The sequence below is a fragment of the Salinivibrio sp. PR6 genome, from assembly GCF_001995955.1.
GTDB lineage: Bacteria > Pseudomonadota > Gammaproteobacteria > Enterobacterales > Vibrionaceae > Salinivibrio > Salinivibrio siamensis.
In genome coordinates this window covers 34,422-57,544 of sequence record NZ_MUFA01000004.1, presented here as the reverse complement: position 1 = coordinate 57,544, position 23,123 = coordinate 34,422, and the positions used below count along the sequence as shown (strand labels likewise).

General features: G+C 49.8%; 23 protein-coding genes and 1 riboswitch. Of the genes, 8 read left to right on the top strand and 15 right to left on the bottom strand.

The window, feature by feature from the left end:
- Positions 1 to 34 precede the first annotated feature (34 nt).
- A complete protein-coding gene (gene clpA / locus BZG72_RS03930) occupies positions 35 to 2,290 on the bottom strand; it encodes an ATP-dependent Clp protease ATP-binding subunit ClpA (protein ID WP_077579213.1) in 2,256 nt (751 codons plus the stop codon).
- A gap of 45 nt (positions 2,291 to 2,335) precedes the next feature.
- Complete coding sequence (gene clpS, locus BZG72_RS03925; RefSeq protein WP_046073527.1) at positions 2,336 to 2,656, bottom strand: ATP-dependent Clp protease adapter ClpS; 321 nt, start codon at positions 2,654 to 2,656, stop codon at positions 2,336 to 2,338.
- A gap of 804 nt (positions 2,657 to 3,460) precedes the next feature.
- On the opposite strand from clpS, the gene cspD reads away from it, so the two are divergent.
- Positions 3,461 to 3,682, top strand: coding sequence for a cold shock domain-containing protein CspD (gene cspD, locus BZG72_RS03915; protein WP_046073528.1), 222 nt, complete (start codon positions 3,461 to 3,463; stop codon positions 3,680 to 3,682).
- Between the two features lie 77 nt (positions 3,683 to 3,759).
- On the opposite strand, the gene BZG72_RS03910 is transcribed toward cspD, so the two are convergent.
- Together BZG72_RS03910 and BZG72_RS03905 are read right to left on the bottom strand one after the other, a co-directional pair.
- Entirely contained in the window at positions 3,760 to 4,341 is a 582-nt protein-coding gene (locus BZG72_RS03910) for a thymidine kinase (protein ID WP_046073529.1), read from the bottom strand.
- Positions 4,342 to 4,448: 107 nt separating this feature from the next.
- Positions 4,449 to 6,032 (bottom strand): Na+/H+ antiporter NhaC family protein, encoded by a 1,584-nt coding sequence (locus BZG72_RS03905; RefSeq protein WP_046073530.1) that lies wholly within the window; start codon positions 6,030 to 6,032, stop codon positions 4,449 to 4,451.
- Between the two features lie 88 nt (positions 6,033 to 6,120).
- Positions 6,121 to 6,302: riboswitch (Lysine riboswitch) on the bottom strand.
- Between the two features lie 272 nt (positions 6,303 to 6,574).
- Here BZG72_RS03905 and BZG72_RS03900 point away from each other — a divergent pair.
- Positions 6,575 to 7,000 (top strand): H-NS family histone-like protein, encoded by a 426-nt coding sequence (locus BZG72_RS03900; RefSeq protein WP_046073531.1) that lies wholly within the window; start codon positions 6,575 to 6,577, stop codon positions 6,998 to 7,000.
- A gap of 51 nt (positions 7,001 to 7,051) precedes the next feature.
- Here the strand turns inward: BZG72_RS03900 and BZG72_RS03895 are convergent, their stop codons facing one another.
- Positions 7,052 to 8,023, bottom strand: a complete 972-nt coding sequence (locus BZG72_RS03895) for a lytic murein transglycosylase (RefSeq protein WP_046073532.1) — start codon at positions 8,021 to 8,023, stop codon at positions 7,052 to 7,054.
- 10 nt (positions 8,024 to 8,033) lie between these two features.
- Entirely contained in the window at positions 8,034 to 8,309 is a 276-nt protein-coding gene (locus BZG72_RS03890) for a YcgL domain-containing protein (RefSeq protein ID WP_069361431.1), read from the bottom strand.
- 269 nt (positions 8,310 to 8,578) lie between these two features.
- On the opposite strand from BZG72_RS03890, the gene minC reads away from it, so the two are divergent.
- The 3 genes from minC to minE are packed head-to-tail and all read left to right on the top strand — an operon-like array spanning position 8,579 to position 10,342.
- Positions 8,579 to 9,241 (top strand): septum site-determining protein MinC, encoded by a 663-nt coding sequence (minC, locus tag BZG72_RS03885; protein WP_077666132.1) that lies wholly within the window; start codon positions 8,579 to 8,581, stop codon positions 9,239 to 9,241.
- 17 nt (positions 9,242 to 9,258) lie between these two features.
- Positions 9,259 to 10,071, top strand: a complete 813-nt coding sequence (gene minD, locus BZG72_RS03880; RefSeq protein ID WP_046073535.1) for a septum site-determining protein MinD — start codon at positions 9,259 to 9,261, stop codon at positions 10,069 to 10,071.
- 1 nt (position 10,072) lies between these two features.
- Positions 10,073 to 10,342 (top strand): cell division topological specificity factor MinE, encoded by a 270-nt coding sequence (gene minE, locus BZG72_RS03875; RefSeq protein WP_046073536.1) that lies wholly within the window; start codon positions 10,073 to 10,075, stop codon positions 10,340 to 10,342.
- A 74-nt stretch (positions 10,343 to 10,416) separates the two neighbouring features.
- On the opposite strand, the gene rnd is transcribed toward minE, so the two are convergent.
- The 7 genes from rnd to BZG72_RS03840 form a co-directional block, all read right to left on the bottom strand.
- On the bottom strand, positions 10,417 to 11,550 hold the full coding sequence (rnd, locus tag BZG72_RS03870) for a ribonuclease D (RefSeq protein ID WP_077666255.1): 1,134 nt from the start codon (positions 11,548 to 11,550) through the stop codon (positions 10,417 to 10,419).
- 85 nt (positions 11,551 to 11,635) lie between these two features.
- Complete coding sequence (gene fadD / locus BZG72_RS03865) at positions 11,636 to 13,327, bottom strand: long-chain-fatty-acid--CoA ligase FadD (RefSeq protein ID WP_077579211.1); 1,692 nt, start codon at positions 13,325 to 13,327, stop codon at positions 11,636 to 11,638.
- A gap of 121 nt (positions 13,328 to 13,448) precedes the next feature.
- Positions 13,449 to 14,408, bottom strand: coding sequence for an alpha/beta fold hydrolase (locus tag BZG72_RS03860; protein WP_241832512.1), 960 nt, complete (start codon positions 14,406 to 14,408; stop codon positions 13,449 to 13,451).
- An 18-nt stretch (positions 14,409 to 14,426) separates the two neighbouring features.
- Entirely contained in the window at positions 14,427 to 14,972 is a 546-nt protein-coding gene (locus BZG72_RS03855; protein WP_046073538.1) for a Slp family lipoprotein, read from the bottom strand.
- A 22-nt stretch (positions 14,973 to 14,994) separates the two neighbouring features.
- Complete coding sequence (locus tag BZG72_RS16555) at positions 14,995 to 15,297, bottom strand: hypothetical protein (protein ID WP_046073539.1); 303 nt, start codon at positions 15,295 to 15,297, stop codon at positions 14,995 to 14,997.
- Positions 15,298 to 15,329: 32 nt separating this feature from the next.
- Positions 15,330 to 16,025 (bottom strand): tRNA (adenosine(37)-N6)-threonylcarbamoyltransferase complex dimerization subunit type 1 TsaB, encoded by a 696-nt coding sequence (gene tsaB / locus BZG72_RS03845; protein ID WP_077605927.1) that lies wholly within the window; start codon positions 16,023 to 16,025, stop codon positions 15,330 to 15,332.
- A complete protein-coding gene (locus BZG72_RS03840; protein WP_077666131.1) occupies positions 16,026 to 17,990 on the bottom strand; it encodes an ATP-dependent DNA helicase in 1,965 nt (654 codons plus the stop codon).
- A gap of 159 nt (positions 17,991 to 18,149) precedes the next feature.
- Between BZG72_RS03840 and purU the strand changes: the two genes are divergently transcribed.
- The gene (gene purU, locus BZG72_RS03835; protein WP_046073542.1) at positions 18,150 to 18,983 is read left to right on the top strand and encodes a formyltetrahydrofolate deformylase; all 834 of its coding nucleotides are present in this window, start codon (positions 18,150 to 18,152) and stop codon (positions 18,981 to 18,983) included.
- Between the two features lie 26 nt (positions 18,984 to 19,009).
- On the opposite strand, the gene BZG72_RS03830 is transcribed toward purU, so the two are convergent.
- Positions 19,010 to 19,555 carry a VOC family protein gene (locus BZG72_RS03830; RefSeq protein WP_158075441.1) on the bottom strand — a complete coding sequence of 182 codons (546 nt, stop codon included), beginning with the start codon at positions 19,553 to 19,555 and terminating at the stop codon, positions 19,010 to 19,012.
- Positions 19,556 to 19,869: 314 nt separating this feature from the next.
- On the opposite strand from BZG72_RS03830, the gene argS reads away from it, so the two are divergent.
- Positions 19,870 to 21,600, top strand: coding sequence for an arginine--tRNA ligase (argS, locus tag BZG72_RS03825; protein WP_046073544.1), 1,731 nt, complete (start codon positions 19,870 to 19,872; stop codon positions 21,598 to 21,600).
- Positions 21,601 to 21,674: 74 nt separating this feature from the next.
- On the opposite strand, the gene BZG72_RS03820 is transcribed toward argS, so the two are convergent.
- Entirely contained in the window at positions 21,675 to 22,280 is a 606-nt protein-coding gene (locus tag BZG72_RS03820; RefSeq protein WP_077605923.1) for a DUF924 family protein, read from the bottom strand.
- Positions 22,281 to 22,444: 164 nt separating this feature from the next.
- On the opposite strand from BZG72_RS03820, the gene BZG72_RS03815 reads away from it, so the two are divergent.
- Entirely contained in the window at positions 22,445 to 22,873 is a 429-nt protein-coding gene (locus BZG72_RS03815; protein ID WP_077579207.1) for an HIT family protein, read from the top strand.
- Positions 22,874 to 23,123: the final 250 nt, after the last annotated feature.

The window sequence follows — 23,123 nt, the reverse complement described above, 5'->3', positions numbered from 1 at the left end:
CGATGCCGGGTTTTGCTTTTTCGTCTCAAGATGATTAAGCAGGTTCCATTTGATCACTGAATTGGAAGTCCAACCGGTTATCTTTCAATACCACACGAACCGTCCCTCCATTGACCAGACAGCCAAACAGCAGCTCATTAGCCAGTGGCTTTTTCAAGTTATCTTGGATAACGCGCCCCATCGGCCGTGCTCCCATTGCCTTGTCATAGCCTTCTTCCGCTAGCCAGCGCTTAGCCTCTGACGTCACCTCAAGCGACACGCCCTTGGCGTCCAGTTGAGCTTGTAGCTCGACAATGAACTTATCCACCACTTGCAAGATAACTTGCTCATCCAAGTGATTAAACCAGATGATGTTGTCCAAACGGTTACGGAACTCTGGCGAGAACACCTTCTTAATTTCGGACATTGCATCATGACTGTGGTCTTGCTGAATCAGGCCAATCGACTTACGCACCGTCTCGGCCACGCCAGCATTGGTCGTCATCACCAAGATAACATTGCGGAAATCGGCTTTGCGTCCGTTGTTGTCCGTCAAAGTGCCATTATCCATCACCTGTAACAACAGGTTGAACACGTCTGGGTGTGCTTTCTCAATTTCATCAAGCAACACTACACTGTATGGGTGCTTGATCACCGCATCGGTCAGCAACCCGCCCTGATCGTATCCCACATAGCCTGGGGGAGCACCAATCAAGCGGCTCACGGTGTGACGTTCCATGTACTCCGACATGTCAAAGCGCTGCAGCTCAATGCCCATCGCGCGGGCCAATTGTACCGTGACCTCGGTTTTACCGACCCCGGTGGGCCCGGCAAACAAGAAAGAGCCGACCGGTTTATTCTCATCGCCCAGTCCTGCGCGGCTTAACTTGATCGCTTCAGACAACGCGGTGATGGCGGTATCTTGGCCAAACACCAACATTTTCAGCTTGTCATCCAGCGACTGCAGCACATCTTTATCTGACGAAGAAATCGACTTCTCAGGAATACGCGCCATTTTCGCAATCATACTCTCAACATCAGGGACATTGACCGTCTTCTTGCGTTTGCTCGCTGGCGCCATACGACACCGCGCCCCCGCCTCATCGATCACATCGATCGCTTTGTCTGGCAAATGACGCTCATTAATGTATTTCGCCGACAGCTCCACAGCAGCGCGAATGGCCTTATTGGTATAACGCACTTCGTGGTGGGCTTCGTATTTGGGTTTCAGCCCCATCAAGATTTTAGTGGTGTCATCAATAGAGGGCTCAATCACGTCGATTTTCTGGAAACGGCGCGCCAGTGCCCGCTCTTTTTCGAAGATAGAGCCATACTCTTGGTAGGTCGTCGAGCCGATACAGCGTAACTTTCCGCTACTCAACAGCGGCTTAATCAAGTTGGCGGCATCTACCTGGCCACCACTGGCAGCACCTGCGCCAATGATAGTGTGGATCTCGTCGATAAAGAGCACCGCATGATCTTCTTTTTCGAGTTGCTTCAAGATCGATTTAAAGCGCTTCTCAAAGTCACCACGGTATTTGGTCCCGGCTAACAGAGACCCAATGTCGAGCGAATAAATCACGCAATCTTTGATCACATCTGGCACTTGCCCTTCGACAATGCGCCATGCGAGCCCTTCTGCAATTGCCGTCTTACCGACCCCGGCTTCGCCAACCAACAGGGGATTATTCTTACGACGGCGACACAGTACCTGGATGGTGCGCTCAAGTTCCTTATCACGACCGATTAGCGGATCAATACCGCCAACACGCGCGAGCTGATTAAGGTTAGTCGCGAAGTTCTCCAACCGGTCTTCACCCGGCTCCGCACCGGCCTCATCGGCGCCCATGTCACTGCTTGGCAGATCGTCGCCTTCATCTTTTGTGGTGCCATGAGAGATATAGTTGACTACGTCAAGGCGACTCACGTCGTTCTTTTTAAGCAGGTAAGCGGCGTGGGACTCTTGTTCGCTAAAGATGGCCACCAACACGTTCGCACCGCTTACTTCGCTACGACCGGATGACTGCACATGAAAAACAGCCCGCTGGAGTACTCGCTGGAAGCTTAGCGTTGGCTGCGTTTCCCGCGACTCATCGTCCGCAGGGATCAGCGGCGTGGTTTGTTCGATAAACGCATCAAGTTCTTTGCGCAGCGCCTCCAAATCTGCACGGCACGCGACCAGCGCATCGTGCGCGGCCGCATTTTCGATCAACGCGAGAAGCAGGTGCTCCACCGTCATGAATTCGTGGCGTTTTTCACGCGCACGTGCAAACGCGCCATTCAAACTGGCTTCAAGTTCTTTGTTAAGCATAAAGGCACCTCCCTCAAAAACCGCGCTAAAGCGTGATGGAGCCGGCTAAGCTTTCTCCATCGTGCACAGTAGCGGATGGCCATGCTCTTTGGCATACATCATTACCTGTGCAACTTTCGTTTCAGCGACCTCGGCGGTAAATACGCCACAGACCGCTTTTCCTTCATAGTGCACCGTCAGCATGACTTGCGTCGCTTTGTCCACATCCATGGCAAAAAACGTCTGGAGCACATCGATAACAAACTCCATCGGAGTATAGTCATCATTATTTAGCACCACCTTGTACATTGATGGCGGTTGCAACTTGGTTTTTTCTGACGATTCGGCCTCTGCGTCAGGCAAACCCCACTGGTTCCAATTACTCATAACTCATTCAATGCATTGTTAGGGTGTCTCGGTAAGTGATGTGGCGGGGCACTACTGCCATCCACGATTCCCGTCCACCTATACTTAAAGTTAAGCCACAGATTGTATTCCAGCAACCTTTTCATTGCGAACACCGTTTGCCTGAGCAATTGTTAAGCACTGCATTATGTAATAGTGTCTGACGCAGCATTTCGTTCACTGCGCGCGACACGAACGTGTCATCGCTCACTGCATCAAAATGCATAAAAAACAAGGCAATCCGGCTAGCAAATAACGTGTGGGTGGATCGCATCAAGCGCGACAGGTGAGAAATAGGCACACGCCTCTCTCGATTCACAATATTCACTCCATGATCATTTTTAAGCAGGCGTACTCGTTACGTAATGCCAGTAGCGATCATGCCAATCCAAACACTTAAGGGCTAAAGAGCAAGTTATTAGAATAAAAAGTAATAGTTCAGCCCTGTAATAGCGCATCTATCACTGTAGTCACACGGGTTTATAGCGAAAACATCCAGGGTAAAATCTAAAAAACTATGCAATTGAGATGTCTGTTGTTGAATGAATAATTGCCACTTCCTCACACTTTTTCGATTCGATATTACATTACTGTTATAAGTTATACCCCACACTTGACTGCCTAAAAGTATCTACTAAAGTGAAACATGTGGTAGGTAAACTAACCATGTCACTTCTATTCAATCATATCAGTGATGGCAACAGTGCCGCGCTGCCGGGATTGATGAGGTGGAATGAACGCGTTTATCGCAGGTATGCAAAGTTTGATGCAAGAAGGATGTGTCGCATGGAAACTGGTACAGTAAAATGGTTTAACAATGCAAAAGGATTTGGCTTTATTTGTCCGGTAGAAGGAGAAGGCGATGTGTTTGCCCACTATTCTACCATCCAGATGGACGGATATAAGACATTAAAGGCGGGACAAACCGTCAACTACGAGGTTCAGGAAGGACCAAAAGGCTACCATGCCAGTGAAATTGTGCCAGTCGATCAAGAAGCGGCTAAATAGCGCTGAATCCGGTCGGCCAAATGGAAAAGGCGAGCTTACCGCTCGCCTTTGTTGTGTTTGACCGAACTCAATGCCGTCTAGAGTAACCCAAGCATCTGTTTGTAGTGGCGGCGACACACAGAAACATAACGTTCATTGCCCCCAATCACCACCTGATCACCATCCGCAATGGCATTACCCTCGCTATCTTGGCGAATAACTCGACTCGCTTTACGTCCACAATGGCACACGGTTTTCAGTTCAACGAGCTTATCAGCCCACGCCAACAAGTACTGCGACCCTTCAAACAGCTCACCACGAAAATCCGTTCTTAATCCATAACACAATACTGGGATCCGCAGCTTATCCACCACATCGGTGAGCTCAAGGACTTGCTGTTTGGTCAAAAATTGGCTCTCATCAATCAATAAACAGTCAACTTTCTCTTGCGCCAAGATGGTCGCAACGTGCTCAAATAGCGACGTCTGATTGTCATACAGGTGGGCATCAGCTTCTAAGCCAATTCGCGAACTAATTTTTCCGACCCCATAGCGGTTATCAATCGCGGCGGTAAATAGTAGAGGCTGCATACCGCGCTCTTGGTAGTTAAAGGCCGATTGTAACAAGGTGGTCGACTTACCCGCGTTCATTGCCGAATAATAAAAGTATAACTGAGCCATAACTGTCTCTACACGTAATGCCCGTTTTGGGCGAGCTGGATTAAATAAACAGGCATGCTACCGCACTAGCAGAAAAAGAAAAGCCCCGCCGAAGCGAGGCTAGATAATTAACCGACCAATTTACACGGTCGCTTTTTAAGCCACATTAACCCAGCACATAGTGCAACGAACGCAAACACGGTCGCCATCAAAGACCAAAGAAGTGACGCGGTAAAGCCTAACACCATGAAGCCTACGGTTGAGACAAGCGCCCCGCCAATAGCATAAGGGAGCTGGGTGGCGACGTGGTCAATATGTCCACATCGTGCTCCTGTTGAAGACAAGATAGTGGTATCAGAAATTGGTGAACAATGATCGCCAAATACCGCCCCCGCCAATACTGCTGAGAGCATAGGTAGCATCAGTGCAATGTCTGTCGCCGCGGCAAGATCGCCTGCGATAGGAAGCATAATACCGAACGTCCCCCACGACGTCCCTGTTGCAAAGGCCATCACTGCTGCCAACAAGAAGAGCACCACCGGCAAGAGTTGCGCCGGTAAGTTCCCCTCAACTAAGGACGACAAATATTTGCCTGTTTGTAGATCACCAATAATATGGCCAATTGACCAAGCAAATAACAGAATGAGGATCGCGCCAAACATAGACTTTGCGCCCACCCAAAGGGTTTTCGCAATATCTGATACCGCAATACCTTGTTTACCTGTCATCACTAAGGACACAGCTAAACCCGCCAGTCCACCCCACAGCAATGACATACCGACATCGGTATTTTCAAACGCGCCGAGGAGAGAAAAGGATTGTGCATCAGCGGCCAAGGCCTGCCCGCCGGTATATAGCATCGCCCCCACCGTCGCCACGACTAGCATAATAATGGGGGCGACCAAATCAGCCACGCTGCCTTTATCACTTTCTTCAATCCCTAAGTCATCGCAGATATCAGCGCAGTTTTCACTTTCATCGCCCAATCGACTGCCTTTTTTCGCCTGATATTCAAACTGACGCATCGGGCCAATATCCAGTTGAAACCAAACCACCGCAAACACTAAGAGCAAGGCAAAAATGGCGTAAAAGTTCATCGGGATCATGGTGACAAATGCCCCTAGCGCCGTGTAATCCGTCACACCATGCGCCACTAAAATCGAGCCAATCACGGTAATGATATAGGCTCCCCAGCTTGATGCTGGTGTGATCACACACATAGGGGCTGCCGTGGAGTCAAGAATGTAAGCCAGTTTCGCTCGAGAGACGTGAAATCTATCTGTCACGGGGCGAGAAACGGCGCCCACCGCTAAGCTGTTGAAATAATCATCGACAAATATAAATACGCCGAGAAAAGCGGCGAGCAGTTTCGCCCCACGTTTACTCTTGATCCGACTTTGCGCCCAATTGGCGAACGCGCGTGTGCCTCCAGAAAGAGACAGGAGCGCAGTGATCATACCGAGTAAAATAAGAAACGCGAGAATACTTAAATTCCAGCTATTTAAGCCTCCATCAGCAATAAATAGTCCAGTGATCACCTCAAGTAAGTACTGTCCAGAAGAGAGGAAAGAAAAATCGGTCAGTAATACAGTACCCAGTACGATTCCCATGCCCAACGACAATAAAACCCGTCGTGTGGCAATCGCGAGGCCTAGCGCCAATAAAGGGGGAAGCAGTGATAAAGCGGATGAAGAAAAATCTGTTAAGTTCATGATCTCAGTGTCAACCAGGTGGTTGGAGATCTACTGCAGAAATGAAGACGGTAAGGTGTGGTATCACACGGCAAACAGCTTGCCTCCTACATACAGTAGCGCTCCATAGTGTATTTCCAAGTACTATGGCAGTGCTGCCCCTATTCGGTAACAGCCCCAGCTCAATCGGTGTGATGACCTGATTGGCTTCGGCGTTGTTTCCTTTTATGCGCTCTCATCGGTATCACCCTCTTGCGCACGACTTATAAACAACGCACCTCTACGTTAAGCGTGGTGCATTCTACACAACGTGTTTACTATCGCAACTATTTATGGTTGAAAAAACGTCGATTAACCCCCACCTTACTCGATGCCAATAAAATGCGTCTTATCTTCTATTTTTTTAGACATCTGTTTCAAAAAAGACAATAGAATTAAAGTCAAATTTGCGGTTAACTTGCAATTAATGAACAATATGGCGTATTAATATAGGTCATATTGTATATTTCAATTATACTGCTATCATTCTTTCAATTAACATATAAATCAAATAGGAACCAATAATGTCTGATGCAATGAAAGCCTTACTCAATTTGCGTAGCTTACGCGCAGTTGCAAAAGAGATGTCTACTGAGCAACTGAACGAAGCCTTAGAAAAATTACAAACGGTTGTTGAAGAGCGCAAAGAAATCGATCGCCAAGCTGAAGCGCAAGAAAAAGAGCGCTTAGAGAAGTTAGAAAAATACCGTGCTATGTTAGAAGCCGACGGTATTGACCCAGAAGAAATCGTGGCATTGTTAGGTGGTGCTTCAAAGAGCAAAGCATCGGGTAAACGCGCGACTCGTCCAGCAAAATATCAATATACGGGCGAAGATGGCTCACAAAAAACCTGGACAGGCCAAGGTCGTATGCCTAAAGTGATTCGCGAAGCGATTGAGAGCGGTGCGGCTAAGCAGGAAGATTTCCTCATCCCAGGCCAAGAAGCCTAAGTCCATATTCCCGCATAAAAAAAGAGGCGCTCAGCCTCTTTTTTTTATCCCTTAACCAAATTTAATTCTGTCTGCCAAATGGCTCACCGCTAACGCAAAGTAGTGCGAGCGATTCCATTTCAATAAACTCTGATAATTATTATAAACAAGATAAGCCCTGCCTTTACCATCATCAGGCTGAATCAACCACGCGTTGATATCGACGGCAGGTAGCGCCTGACCATTCAACCGGCGCACACCACGCGTCTGCCAGGCACTCAATGAGTGTGCTTTATCACTGTCGGTGCCAAGCAAAGTACGATCTATCCCTGCAGGTAGCTGTACTTGCCGCCCCCATGTATAAGTATCATCCCACCCGGCTTTTTTTAAGTAATTCGCAGCAGACGCAAAAACATCGGCTTCTGTTTGCCAAATGTCTTTCTTACCATCTTGATTGCCATCGACCGCGTAATTAATAAACGAGCTTGGCATAAACTGGCATTGGCCCATTGCCCCTGCCCAAGAGCCTTTCATCGCTTCTGGCGCAATGTGCCCTTGCTGTAATATCTTCAGCGCGGCCATGGTCTCTTTACGAAAAAATGCCTCTCGACGACCATCAAAGGCTAATGTTGATAAAGCTTCAATCACATTATAACTGCCCTGAAGTTTGCCAAAATTACTTTCTACGCCCCATAAAGCCACAATAAAACGCGGCTGAACTTGGTACTGCTCACCGATGGTTTTCAACGTGTCGTAATGTTCACGATACAGTTTTTTCGCTTGGGCGACTTTCCAATCAGGCACAGCACGCGGAATATATTCATCCAGCGTAAGGCGTCGCTCAGGTTGATTTCGATCGGAGCTGACCGCACGCTCGTGGTATTCAACGTCCTTAAACGCACGCTCAAGTAACGCATCACTGATGCCCGCCTCTCGTGCCTCGGCTTTTAAGGTGGTCACATACTGCTCGAATCCGGGCTTGGCCATCACAGGGCTCACCAAAAGTGCCGCCGCGATAGAAGCTGAAATCATACCTTTGCGCATAGTCTTCCTTTTACAGTTTTTCGTTTTTATTACGAATGGCCTGCAATGCCGCATCAGGTGGCGGGGGCAATTGCACAAAAAAACCATCACTTTGCAGGCTTTGTTTAACCTTATTGATGTCAACAGCAGCCAGTTTATCGCGCTTGTCTAAGTTGATCATCATGGCAAATTCGGGTTGCCCAAAGCTATTCATTAATGCCTCAGGCACATCATCAAATTTATCTTTCTCTGCAAGATAAAGATAGGTGCCTTCTTTCTTTTTGCTACGATAAATTGCGCAATACATCTCAAAAGTCCTCATGAGCATGCCATATTACTGGCGATAAATTGTCATCTCGGGGTAAAGGTTTGTTAAGCTTTGCAGCAAAGTGTGTCAAAACGCGTCTCTGCTGCCATTTCTCGTTCAAACGTTAAAAAAACACCATTAAAGGGAGAAATGCCGCATCAACGGCAAACCCTGCTTGCCGCATTGGCGCTGTGAATATACCATGCTATCCAACGTCTGATAATGCGCGTCTGACTCGTGTTTAAATGACAAAACCGGGATCGAATAACATGCTCAAACAACCGGAGTTGAAAGGCTCAACCTTTACCCTTTCCGTCCTCCACCTCGTTGACGATAATTTTGCTGCCGCTGCCAATGTTTTGACAGAGAAAGTCACCCAAGCACCGGCCTTTTTTCAAGGCGCCCCTGTTGTCGCTGACATTAGCCGTCTATCACAATGTCCTGATATCGGTGCCTTAAAGCAGTGCTTACAGGCCACAGGCATGATTCCCGTCGGATTGACCGGCGTCACCCATAATGATACACGCGAGCTTGCGCTGAATGCGCAGCTAGCCGTGCTCAAGTCAAGCAAGCAATCCCGAGTTGCCGATCCGATTCAGCCGCCTGCCAAAGTGGTCACCGCCCCCGTGCGTTCAGGTCAGCAAATCTATGCGAAAAACGCCGATCTGGTGATCCTCAATCATGTCAGTGCCGGCGCGGAAGTGATAGCCGATGGCAGTATTCATATCTATGGCGTTTTGCGTGGCCGAGCTATTGCCGGCGCAAGTGGACAAAAGCAAGCGCGTATTTATTGTCAGAACCTTCAGTCAGAATTATTGTCAGTAGCAGGAAGCTATTGGCTCAGCGATAAAATTCCATCAGAACATTTAGAGCGACCTTCCATGGTCTCGCTTAATCAAGAAAGCTTACACATTGACCCCCTCACGCTATAAGAGAATAAGGAAGAGGAATGGCACGAATTATTGTAATTACTTCCGGTAAAGGCGGTGTTGGTAAAACAACATCGAGTGCGGCATTGGCGACCGGGTTGGCCATGACAGGCAAAAAAACCGCCGTGGTCGATTTTGATATTGGCCTACGTAACCTGGATTTGGTGATGGGCTGTGAGCGTCGGGTCGTCTATGACTTTGTCAATGTCATTAATGGCGAAGCCAATCTGCATCAAGCATTAATTAAAGACAAACGCGTAGACAATTTGTTTATTCTGCCAGCCTCACAAACACGCGATAAAGATGCGCTAACCAAAGACGGCGTGGAGCGGGTTCTAAAAGACATGGATGAGCTTGGCTTTGAATACATTATTTGCGACTCGCCCGCGGGCATTGAAGCCGGTGCATTAATGGCGCTGTATTTTGCTGACGAAGCGATTGTTACCACCAATCCAGAGGTTTCATCCGTACGCGACTCTGATCGGATTCTTGGTATTCTCGACTCCAAGTCACGCCGCGCAGAAAACGGCGAGGATCCGGTAAAACATCACTTATTACTCACTCGCTATAATCCTGCACGTGTGACCAACGGTGAAATGCTCAGTGTTGAGGATGTTGAAGATATCTTGCGTATTCCACTGTTAGGGGTCATCCCGGAGAGCCAGTCTGTGTTGCACGCCTCAAACAAAGGCGAGCCAGTGGTACTTGACCAAGAATCTGATGCAGGCCAAGCCTATGAAGATGCCATTGCGCGTCTGCTGGGTGAAGAGCGTCCCTTCCGCTTTATCGAGGAAGAGCGCAAAGGTTTCCTAAAACGCTTATTTGGAGGCTAATGTGGCACTGCTTGAATTCTTCCGCCCATCTAAGAAAAAGTCGGCCAATATTGCCAAAGAGCGTTTACAAATTATTGTTGCCGAGCGTCGCAGTGCAGATAGCCCAGCGCCGACTTATTTGCCTCAGCTCAAGCAAGATATTTTAGACGTGATCCGCAAATACGTGGATATCGCACCGGACCAAGTGTCTGTCAGCCTAGAGCAAGGCGATGATGACCTATCCGTCTTGGAGCTGAATGTCACCTTGCCCGAAGAGGGAAAAGAGAGCTAGATCTCAATCACAAAGGGCTAATACAGAAAGCGGTGGCTCAAGGCCACCGCTTTTGTTTATGCGTGAGATGATCACTATGCCCCTGGGGCGTTAGGGATCATCGTCAGCAATGCCTCACCCACTAACCGAAAGCGCCACCCCGAGGCTAAGTCAGGACGTTTGTCTTCTTGACGCTCCTCTCGCCATACCCAGGTAATCAATTGATTAAGCTGTTTTTTAGAACCAATAAACTCAGGCGCTAAGCCTGATTTATCTGCCTGGGCTTGCACCTGCTCCTTAATCGCTTTAATCACCGACTTATACCCAGGCTCATCGACTAAGCGTGTGATGGCCGGCGGGCATTTGGCTAACGGGGTTTTATCCGCTTGCGTGGCCAAGGTAATCAAGGTTTGCGCGTGATAACGCACTTCAAATTTGTCGAACCCATGCTCGTTCATTTGCTCAACCGTACGAATACCATAACGCGCCATTTTCCAGAGGTTTTGCTCTTTAACGATAAAGTTGAGTGCCATATTCCGGCGGCGTGCTTCCTTAGCTCGCCACTTGGCAAGGGCTTGCAATACCGCTAACTGTTGAGGTTTAAGCTGCCACGCATATTTAATATCGAGATAAGCTGCTTCATCCGGCTTTACCCACTGCTTTTTGCGGCACAACAGGCCACACTCTTCTACCATGGCGTCATACCACGGTGTGTCGGATAGCGCTTGAGTCAGCGCTTGATAAAGCGGTAGCAAGTAATACACATCAGCGGCCGCATACTGTTTCTGCTTGTCCGTTAACGGACGTGCACACCAATCAGTGCGCGACTCTCCTTTATCTAAGCTCACGTCGACATAACGCTCTACCAAGCTTGCGAAGCCCTCGGAGACGCCATGACCTAAAAAGGCGGCGACGATTTGCGTGTCTACCATGGGGGTTGGCAACACGCCCGCGTAGTGCTGAAAAACCTCTAAGTCTTCGCTACTCGCATGTAACACCTTGGTGACCTGGGTGTCAGTCAACAGCGCCCATAACGGAGAAAGATCATCAATGGCTAGCGGGTCAACCAGCACCAGTTGCTCGCCATCATAAATCTGGACCAGCCCCAATTGTGCATAAAAGGTACGCGTACGGACAAACTCGGTATCAAGCATCACAACGGCTTGGTCACGGAAATGTGCGCAGATATCGACCAGCTGTTGATCGGTGGTGATTTGTTGATAGTTCACAAAAAAGCCCATAAAGAAAATGCCGGCGAGGCCGGCATTTCGTGATTCGTTATCGACAGTTTACCCTTTTCTGGGTCGGTTCGCATTAAGCTGACGCTTTTTGCTCAGTGGCTTGCGGCTCATCGCGTAACTCTCGACGCAGAATTTTACCCACATTGGTTTTAGGCAGTTCATCTCTAAATTCCACGACACGTGGTACCTTGTAGCCAGTGAGGTGTTTGCGACAGTGCGCCACAAGATCATCTCGCGTAAGCGAAGGATCTTTTTTGACCACACAAATTTTAACCACTTCACCAGAATTCTCATCTGGCTGGCCAATGGCGGCCACTTCTAACACCTTGTCATGTAACGCAACGACATCTTCCACTTCATTAGGATACACATTAAAGCCAGAGACGAGGATCATGTCTTTTTTGCGATCGACAATATGCAAGAAACCATCATCATCGAACTGCACCACATCGCCAGTCGCTAACCAACCCTGTTCGTCGATACTGTCTCGTGTCGCCTCTGGACGATTCCAATACCCTTGCATCACTTGCGGGCCACGCACTAACAACTCACCCGGCTGGTTGTCCGCCACATCTTCACCCTGATCATCAACGATGCGCACCTCCGTCGATGGCACGGGCAACCCAATGGAGCCGTTGTAGTCACGTAAATCATAAGGATAGGCCGCAACCAGTGGCGAACACTCCGTCAACCCATATCCTTCGAGCAAATGCTTGCCAGTCAGCTTTTTCCAATTTTCCGCGACAGCCCTTTGCACGGCCATACCGCCACCGACGGTCAAGCGCAGGTTAGAAAAGTCCAACTCATGGAAATCTTCGTTATGGAGTAGCGCGTTAAACAGGGTATTCACGCCTGTAATGGCCGTAAACGGATACTTTTGTAGCTCTTTAACAAAACCTGGAATATCGCGTGGGTTGGTGATCAGTAGATTTTGTCCACCCATTTCAATAAACAAGAGGCAATTGACCGTGAGCGCAAATACGTGATAAAGCGGCAATGCAGTGACAACTAACTCCTCACCTGCATTGAGTACCGGCTGATACGTCCCTTTGGCTTGATAGACGTTAGCTAACATATTTCTATGCGTGAGTACGGCGCCTTTCGCTAACCCCGTGGTGCCACCGGTATATTGTAAAAATGCAATATCCTCGCCTTTCAAAAAAGGCTTCACATATTGCATACGTCGACCACGGCGCAGCGCTTGGCGCATCGAGGTCGCGTGCGGCAAATGATACTTAGGCACCATTTTTTTGACGTATTTGACTACAAAGTTAACCAGGGTCCCTTTGGCTCGTGGCAACTGTTCACCCAAACTGGTCAATACCACGTGTTTCACCGGCGTATTGTCGACCACTTTCTCTAACGTGTGAGCAAAGTTACTCACAATCACAATCGCCTTTGCCCCGGCGTCCGTTAATTGGTGCTCAAGCTCGCGAGGGGTGTACAACGGGTTAACGTTCACGGCGACACAACCGGCTCGTAAAATACCAAACAGGGCAATTGGGTATTGCAGCAAGTTCGGCATCATAATGGCAACGCGATCGCCTTTTTTCAGTTTCAGCTCGTTTTGTAGATAGGCTGCAAACGCACGGCTACGCTCTTCCAGTTTACGAAATGTCATGACCTGCCCCATATTAATGAAGGCAGTTTGATCCGCGTACTGCTGGACAGAATGTTCAAACATCTCGACCAGAGAGCGATGGGCATCTGGATCTATTTCCGCCGGCACATCCGACGGGTAACGATTAAGCCATACCTTTTCCACTGGCTTTCTCCTATGTGTTAACTTGCAGGCTATATTGCCTGCTTCGATCGACGCGAGGCATAATTCAAACAGGTGTTTAACCTGCCCACCATAGCGTTAACATTATTTTTACACGAGCATTTTAAGTGCGCGTTTGAATTTTGGTCACAAAATCCGTTATTAACGACACAGTTTGTTGCGGTTGCTGAAGGTGACAATGGTGTGTCCCGGGGATCTCAATGAGTGTCAATTGCTTAAACCACGTGGCTCGTTGCGCGGCATCGGCTGAGCGCAGCGCAGGATACCCATCTGTCGCGCGAATCGCCAGCACAGGGCATTCAATCGCTCGAATAATCGACTCTCCATGGCCGGGCGCCATTCGATACAGTGGCTCACCACGAAGCTTAGGATCATGACGCCAACGTACACCATGACCGCATGTCTCGATCCCGCGTGCTACCAGTGGCATCAGTGACTGACAGGCGACTTTATTAATGGATGCGCGCAATTGTAGCGCCTTAATCGCAGAACCAAAGAGACGTGGGGGTTTTTGCGCTGAATTTAAGCGCTGATTGAGACTTTTCGCGATGCGTTCGGTGATTTTATGTTCAGGTTCAACAATGGGCCCCAACGCTTCTATCGAGACAACCCCCGCGATCAACTCAGGGAAACTGGCCGCGTAACAGCTAGCCACTAACCCTCCCAATGAGTGCCCCACCAATATGACAGGTCCCTTTTTCTCAGGTTGCGAACAAAGTGTTTGGTGAAGCACTTGATGTAAGCTGTCTAGATAATCAAAAAACGGGTAGTGATAATCCCCGGTTTTGTGCTCAGACAAACCGTGCCCGGGCCAATCAAACATAAGTAACCCGTAGTCTTGAGGCAGCATGGGGATCAGCGAATGAAAACTCGCCAGGTTGTCTTGCCAACCATGTAAAAAAACCAATGTTGGCGCTAAGCCGTTTGCTGGGCGTCTTGCCGCGGCCACTGTCGCATCATTAAGTCGAATCGAGGTCGGCGTTAAGCCAGACGATAACCCGAGTGCTGCCGGATCAGACGCCAATAATGCCTCGAGAGCCTCCGTCAATGGCGGTGTCATCATCACAATCACATACAAGGGCTAATAAGGTAAGCTAATCACGCTTTGCACCCGTCCCGTGCCGACGCCAATGCGCACTCGGGAGCAGTACAAGCCGTAGCAATAAGGTCTGTCATCATCAACCACATGCTGTTCAATATCCCAAAGCTGGTGCCCTGTTACCCTAAGCACGGGGTAATCATAGGAATAATCCCCCACTTTTCCCGCTTGACGGCCCTGAAACTCGCCCAACACCGTTATCGGCCGGCCTTTGGCATAATCAGCCGGTTCAATAAAGCCATTAAAAATCGCTTTGAAGCGCCCAAGCGACGAGGCATCGATATCGGGCCTACCTGCTGTCGACGTTGGCACCGCCACTATTTCAACCACAGAGTCCTGTTCACGGTTATTCACCCCAACGATCAAGCCACCAAGGCGCACCTCTTCCCCTTGGTTTGCCTCTGTCATTTTCGCGACCACCGGGTATTCGGTCACGGGCTGGTCCATCCGGCCTTTTAGGGATTCAGGCAAACTTGTACAGCCACTCAGTAGTAACATGCCGCATAAAACTAACAGGTAAGACTTCATATCAGGCTCCTTTCGCGCCACATCACACATAGATATCGACGCCTACTAAGTTGATCAGTTCCTCTCGCCTGGCTTGATTTAACACCGCGAAGTAGGAAGCCATCGCTTGACGGCCGCGGCCATCCGGCAAATCATATTGCACGTACGCTTGTTTCGCCTGTTCTGCTTGCGCAATCGCGGCGGGGTCGACACGCTGGCGAACCGCCTTAGCCACTTGCGTCGTCTTGGGCGTTTGTTTGCGCGTCGTTTGCGGCTTTTTGCCCGCTCGCTGGGGATGGTTAGGCCGGTTTGTCTGTGGGGAGGATACACCGTTAATCGATACCATATTCACGTCCTATGCTGCCGGCCTCATGGTGGTTATTCGCGCCCGGGTAACTTTTTCCAAGTGACTTTATCCCGCAGATACGTGGGGCTAGCAAGCTCCGCAGCGACTGTGTCTCCCGCACGATACGCCTGCTTAGCAATCTCCAGCATATCTTGTGCTTGGGGGTATAACACCTCTGACGGCGCTGTCTGCAATGACAAGCGTGTTGCCAGATCAGGATAGGCTGCCCATCCGGTTCCTGCCAATGTCCACACCCCCTCGGTGCACTCAGGGGTGAATGCGTCCGGGGCGACGACCCTCTCTTCACCGACACACTGCCATACGCCAGCGTCAGTCCGCAGATATTGGCCAACATAGAGTTCACCCATACGCGCATCAATCGCCGTCAATACGCGCGTCGCATTATGTAAGCGACCGCTTTGTGCTGCCATCGCTGCCAATGTTGAAACGCCAATCATTGGGAGATCTGCACCAAACGCTAGACCTTGTGCAATTCCGATGCCAATACGGACGCCTGTGAAACTGCCCGGCCCGCGGCCAAACGCGAGTGCATCCAATTGCGTCAATGTTAGGCCCGCTTCTGCCAATACCTCATCGACCATGGGTAGGATCTTGTTGGTATGCTCACGCGGTGCAATTTCGCTGCGTGTGATAATCTGATCATCACAGCACAGTGCGACAGAGCAGTTTTCGGTCGCCGTATCTACGGCCAATATTCGTAGCGTCATTTAACCCTCTATCGGTTGATCTAATAAATGCGATTGCATCGTGTTGCTGTTGATGTCACTGCCCGACAAAAAATCGTCAATGTGGTGTAAATCCCGCGTGCGAGGGATCGCCGGCAAGCTGCGCAAAAAGGTTGCGCCGTATGCGCGGGTCACCAATCGGTTGTCACAAATAACCAGTGCACCAAAATCTTGTTGATCCCGAATGAGACGCCCCACCCCTTGCTTTAGGGTGATCACCGCTTCGGGGATCTGTACCTGAGCAAAGGGATCGCCCCCTTGCAGTTTACAATCTTCTATTCGTGCTTTTAATAAAGGATCATCGGGGGAAGCAAACGGGAGTTTATCGATGATCACACAACTGAGCGCTTGTCCACGCACATCAATGCCTTCCCAAAAGGCGCCCGTCGCCACCAGCAACGCATTGCCCAACGACAAATACTCTGCCAATAAGCGCTGCTTGGGCATCTCTCCTTGCATGAGGACGGGCAATGACAGCTGCTCACGAAACAAGGCTGACAGCTCTCGTACCATTTGATGTGACGTACACAGGAAAAAGCAACGCCCTTGGTTACGTTCAATCACCGGTCCCAATAATGCGGCAAGTTTGTTGGCACGACGAAAACTATTGGTTTCCGGTACATGACGAGGCACGCAAAGCCTCGCTTGATTGGGGTAGTCAAAGGGGCTTTCCAATGTCATTTGTTGCTTAGCATCAATCCCGAGACGGTGATTAAAATGCGCGAAGTCGCCCTCAACGGCCAAGGTAGCGGAGGTAAAAATCCAAGCGCCGCCCTGTTCGGCCATTTGCTCACGAAAACGATCCGCCACCGATAAGGGGGTAATATTGAGGCTAAAGTGGTGACGAGTACATTCGTACCAATAAGAGTACCCGGTGATTGAGGTATCTTTTAAGCGTGCAAGCCGCGCTTTAAATAAAGTGATGCGATCAAATGCAGCGTCAAGCAATTGACTGCGGCCGAGTGATAATTTCACCACGTCATGCGCAAGATCGAGCGCATCTGATAACCGTACCAGTTCTTTCTCTACGCTGGGCGACGTCTGTAATTCGCGCCAGTTACCTCGGTATCCAGGCTCGCCCATCACCAAGCGCATATCCATCGCAGCTTGCGAGAGGCGATCAGCCACTTTTTCCAGTTGACGCGTGTCTCGTAACTCAGTGCGATAGGCGATATGAATGTCTTTGGCAACATCTTGCAGCTGTCGGCTAGATAGAGATTGGCCAAAATACTGACTGGCAATGTCCGGAAGCTGATGCGCCTCATCAAACACCATCACGTCTGCTTCTGGGATGAGCTCGCCAAACCCCGTTTCTTTGATGGCAACATCCGCTAAAAATAGGTGATGGTTGACCACCACCACGTCGGCATCCATCGCACGACGCCGCGCTTTGACCACATAACAGTCTTCATAACTTGGACAGTCTTTACCAAGGCAATTGTCATTGGTGGACGTCACCACAGGGATCAGGGGGCTGTCTTCAGCCAGTGCGTCACATTCACTCAGATCACCCGACTCGGTATAGGACGACCACTCGCGAATTTTGACCAGCTGACTCAATTGCCCAGGCTCGCTGTCGGGGCGGTGGCACTCACTAATTTGTCGCTCGAGTCGCTCTGGGCACAGGTAATTGACTCGGCCTTTCAATAAGGCGGTGGTTCCTGTATAGCCCAAGGCTGACTTCATCAGCGGTAAGTCTCGATGGTAGAGCTGCTCTTGCAGATTTTTCGAGCCAGTGCTGATGATGGCTTTTTTACCACTTAATAAAACAGGCGCCAGATAGGCATAGGTTTTCCCGGTTCCTGTGCCCGCTTCCACCACGAGCTGGCCTTGGTCACGAATTGCCGCATCAACAGCAATCGCCATATCTGTTTGCGGCTGGCGAGGCACAAAACCATCAATCGCTTTGGCCAGCGCACCGGTGTCTGAGAAAACCTTACGGATCATTGTATAAATACACAGGGGGAAAGCCGCCATTATGCCAAACCCCTCTTCGGGATGAAACCACTCCCCAGAGAAACCGCTGACGCATCGTAAAATCACTTTGACCTTGCGGCTGAGACAGGGTACAACCGAGGGTTTAGTCATCAGCAGTACACGACCAACATGGAACGAAAAACACTTCTCACGGACTGTCCTGACGCCCAAGGGCTCATCGCGACTATCACCAACATTTGCTATAAACATCAGCTCAACATTATTCACAACCGAGAGTATGTCGATAATGTCACTGGGCAGTTTTATATGCGCACTGAGCTGGAGGGGATTTTTAACGATCACACCCTGCTTCTCGATCTTGACCATGCGCTACCACCTGGCAGCCAGCGCCAGCTGATTAGCTCGCGCCGCAAACGCGTCGTCATCATGGTCACCAAAGAATCCCACTGCCTCGGCGACATTTTAATGAAAGCCTATGATGGCTCGCTCGAGATTGATATTGCAGCGGTAGTCGGTAACTACGACAAACTACAACATCTGACTGAGCGCTTTGATATCCCTTTTCATTATGTCAGCCATGAGGGCCTAAGCCGAGAAGAGCACGAGCAAGCCATGCTCAAAGCGATTCAACCCCATCAGCCTGACTACATCATTCTCGCGAAATACATGCGGGTTCTGACGCCTGACTTTGTTGCCCAATATCCGCATCGTATCATCAATATTCATCACAGCTTTTTGCCCGCATTTATCGGTGCCCGTCCATACCATCAAGCGTTTGAGCGTGGGGTCAAAATCATTGGTGCCACCGCCCACTTTGTCACCAATGACTTGGACGAAGGGCCGATTATTGGCCAAGACGTGATTCATGTTGATCACAGCTTTAGCGCACAAGATATGGCCAAAGCAGGCCGCGACGTGGAAAAAAGTGTGCTAAGTCAAGCAATTGAATGTGTTGTCGAAGACCGGGTATTTGTCCATGGCAATAAAACCGTGATCTTGTAAACCGACAACATTGGTTGAGCCAGTGCTCAAGCACTGGCTTCGCTAGCAATAATTTGCGCGAGTGAGTAAGGATGAAACTTCACGCAAACACCATTTTGCTTAAACGCGATGGTTGGATTGGCCAACCGCTCTCCCGCAACCTGTGGCTCACTGTGTTTAACCGTTATCTCGCTCAGCTTTGCTGCGCGCGCGAGTAAGCCTGGAAACTGCACGTGTAACGCGTCTTCAAGCCCTGATAGGGTGGCATGGCGGCAAGGAACCACAAACTCCATATGTTCCCAGTTTTGAAAAGGATAGGTTTTGTGGTGAGGAAACGGCAATTCCACTAAATCAGTTTGCCAGACACCAAAGTGTAATGGGGTATTAAGCTGATAAATATGGATCGGCCGCTGGTTGACCATCGCCTGTGATATTAATTGCCCCTGTTCGCTTAGATGGCCGGCAAGCGATTGTGTTAACACGCTATCATTGGTACGGATCGCAACGTGATCAAGCGTTAACTGGGTACAATCAATCGCCAGCGTTTCCAGCAACTGATTGATTTTATCTGTAAAAGTTGCTTGATCTCGCATCAGGGATACCCAATTGCTGGCATCATGCATAGTGACCTCTCAAGGTTTTATAGTGCTCGTTGTCTTCCAGTCGCGAAAGATATCAAGGATGGCGTTGAATAACTATTGCCAATGCCTGCTGTTTTATGGGTATCATTAGGGCTAATCCGCGTCGATTGACGTCATGGTTCGCAACAATACAGCATCCCGCCAACACTGTGTTTGCACGCTTGGTTACGTGGCAGTGCAGTGTTGGCGGATTCTTGTATTAATAAGCTGGAAGCCCACATAACGGGTCGTTCATAATCAGCCCGGCTAGTAGTAAAGGTAAGCAAGTGAATATTCAAAGTCTTCTTAACGAAAAAGTGTCTGCCGCGATGGTTGCGGCGGGTGCGCCTGAGGGCACACCAGCGGCAGTGCGTCAGTCTGCGAAGCCACAATTTGGTGACTATCAAGCGAATGGAGTCATGGGAGCAGCCAAAAAGCTCGGCACGAACCCCCGTGAGTTTGCTCAACACGTTTTGGATGCGCTCGACCTCGGTGATATGGCGAGCAAAACAGAAATTGCCGGCCCAGGCTTTATCAATATCTTCCTTAACGATCAGTGGTTAGCCAAACAGGCAGATGCCGCCCTGTCGGACGCACGTTTGGGTGTCGATAAACAAGACACACAAAACATTGTGGTGGACTATTCAGCCCCTAACGTGGCAAAAGAAATGCACGTTGGCCACCTTCGCTCCACTATCATTGGTGACGCCGTTGTACGCACCCTCGAATTTTTAGGCCACAACGTGACCCGTGCCAATCATCTCGGTGATTGGGGGACACAGTTCGGTATGCTCATTGCCAACCTCGAGTTACATGAGTCACGCGGTGACGATGTCTCCATGGAACTGGGTGATATCGAAAACTTCTATCGTGAATCCAAAGCCCGCTACGACGAAGATGAAGCTTTCGCCGCCACAGCGCGCGACTACGTGGTTCGCCTGCAACGCGGTGACGCCTACTGCAAAGAAAAGTGGGAAAAGCTTGTCAAAGTAACGTTGGAGCAAAACCAACGTAACTATGATCGCCTGAATGTCTCATTGAGCAATAAAGATGTGATGGGCGAAAGTCTGTATAACGATATGCTGCCCGGTATTGTTGAAGACTTAAAAGCCAAAGGGATTGCCGTAGAAGATGATGGCGCACAAGTTGTCTTCCTTGACGAGTACAAAAACAAAGACGGCGAGCCAATGGGTGTGATCATCCAAAAACGTGATGGTGGCTATTTGTACACCACCACTGATATTGCTTGTGCCAAATATCGTTACGAGCAATTCAACGCTGACCGTGTGCTCTACTTTATTGACTCACGTCAGCACCAGCATCTCATGCAAGCTTGGACCATTGTGCGCAAAGCGGGCTATGTGCCGGATTCGGTCAGTCTTGAGCATCACGCGTTTGGCATGATGCTCGGCAAAGACGGTAAACCTTTCAAAACCCGCTCTGGGGGCACAGTCCGCCTCGCTGACTTACTCGATGAAGCAGAAACACGAGCCAAGGCACTGATCGCAGAGAAAAATCCAGATATGGATGCTGATACGCAGCGAGATATCTCAACCACGGTCGCGATGGCAGCCGTCAAGTATGCCGATCTGTCAAAGCATCGTACCACGGATTATATCTTCGACTGGGATCATATGCTGGCCTTCGAGGGCAACACCGCCCCCTATATGCAGTATGCCTATACCCGTGTGGCGTCAGTCTTTGCCAAGTCTGGGGTTGACCGTGATGCACTCGACGGTGAAATGCTCATTGAGCATGAGAAAGAAAAAGCGCTGGTCGCCAAACTGCTTCAGTTTGAAGAAGCGGTTAAATCAGTCGCGCGAGAGGGTCAGCCTCACTTAATGTGTAGCTACCTATTTGAACTGGCTGGTCTATTCTCAAGCTTCTACGAAGCATGCCCTATCCTGCTTTCTGAAGGGAATACGCGCCAAAGCCGCCTAAGAATGGCTGCATTGACGGCCAAAACCATCAAGCAAGGCCTAGATCTGTTGGGTATCAACACGCTTGAGCGCATGTAACAAGGTTAGATGATCCTTGTTGTGCGGATAAGCACAGAAGAAGGGCGCCCACTGGTTGCAAGTGGGCGCCTTTTTTATCCCTGACCAAAATGCTGATCCGTTTCGCTAAGCCACAATCGTTCCTCGGGAGTCGATAACCGTCCCATCACCGCATTGCGATGAGGAAATCGACCAAAGTTAGTAATAATGTCGTAGTGCTGGCGTGCGTAATCAAAGCATTGCTCGTACCAAGCTTTTGCCTCCCCACTCACTCGCTGGCGCAGTTGATCAAACCGAAACAGTGCTTCTTCTTGGTCTGCTTCTTCTTCAGCATGCTCCAAGGGAAGATAGAAAAACACCCGTTGAAGCGGGGTCAAGACTTGGTCGTCACCTTTCGCAAGCCCTGCCTTACAGAGAGCCAATGCCAAGGCATCATACCGATATGCTGCCGCCAACCCGCGATATAAGTTTCGGGGGAATTGATCGAGCAGAATAATCAATGCCAAACGCCCCTCTGCGGTCTGGGCCCAGTCATTTAATGCGCCCGCGCCGGCCGCACTGACCCAAGATTGGAATCGCTCGCGAATCGCCTCATCAACGTCTGGACTACCGCCAAACCATCGTGCCTGCGAGGCGGACGAAGGAACCCACTCACTACGCTCGTCGCCAAACCAAAAAGCTAGGACGTCTTGATAATGCATGCCACCTCCTCTCGCGTTCGTCGACACATTTGGCTTCAACATTGTGTTAAGCGTACTTGCTTTTTGTTTCTTATGAGGCGAATCCTCCTATTCGGTGAGGAGTTTGTGACCCAAAAGCAAGTTGTGATGTAAGCTATGCGCTCGCATTGCAATAAGGAGTCTGTATGTCCTTTGTTCTCCACTCACGATTAGCCGCCGATAGCGCTTATGTCGGTGATTTCTCACTTTGTCAGTTGCGCCTTGCGCATGCCGATATTGGTCCATGGCTCTTGCTGATCCCACGTAAGCAGGACATCGAAGAAATTCACCACCTTGACGATACTGAGCAGCACTCGCTGTGGCAAGAGTCGGCCATAGTGGCGCGCTGTCTTGAGCGTCTATTCTCCCCTGACAAGCTCAATATCGCCGCAATCGGCAACCTAGTTCCCCAGCTCCATCTCCACCATGTTGCTCGGTTTAAAACGGATCCGGTATGGCCAAATCCGATTTGGGGCCACCTACAAGTGGGGCATCGTCCTCACGAGCAAGCACAGCCCCTCATCCAACAGCTGAGGGAGACACTCGCCGCCAGTGGGTTAGTCGTCAATGGGTAAGTGCACTTCGTTATTTTCGTCAAAATCAGAAAAAAGGAAATAAAAGCAATAATTATCAATACCTTAACCTTAATCCTGTCAAGATGCGATTGGCGGTTTAGTCATAACGACTCAAGCGCAAATTACGGTATATTGATGCCGCTGGTTGAGACAATACACGCCTGACCAGCCCGTTTTTTACCAGGGCGGGCTCCCCGCCCTCGGCAGCAAGCGAAGGTGTCGTTGACACCCGTGGCATGGCTCCCCGGCT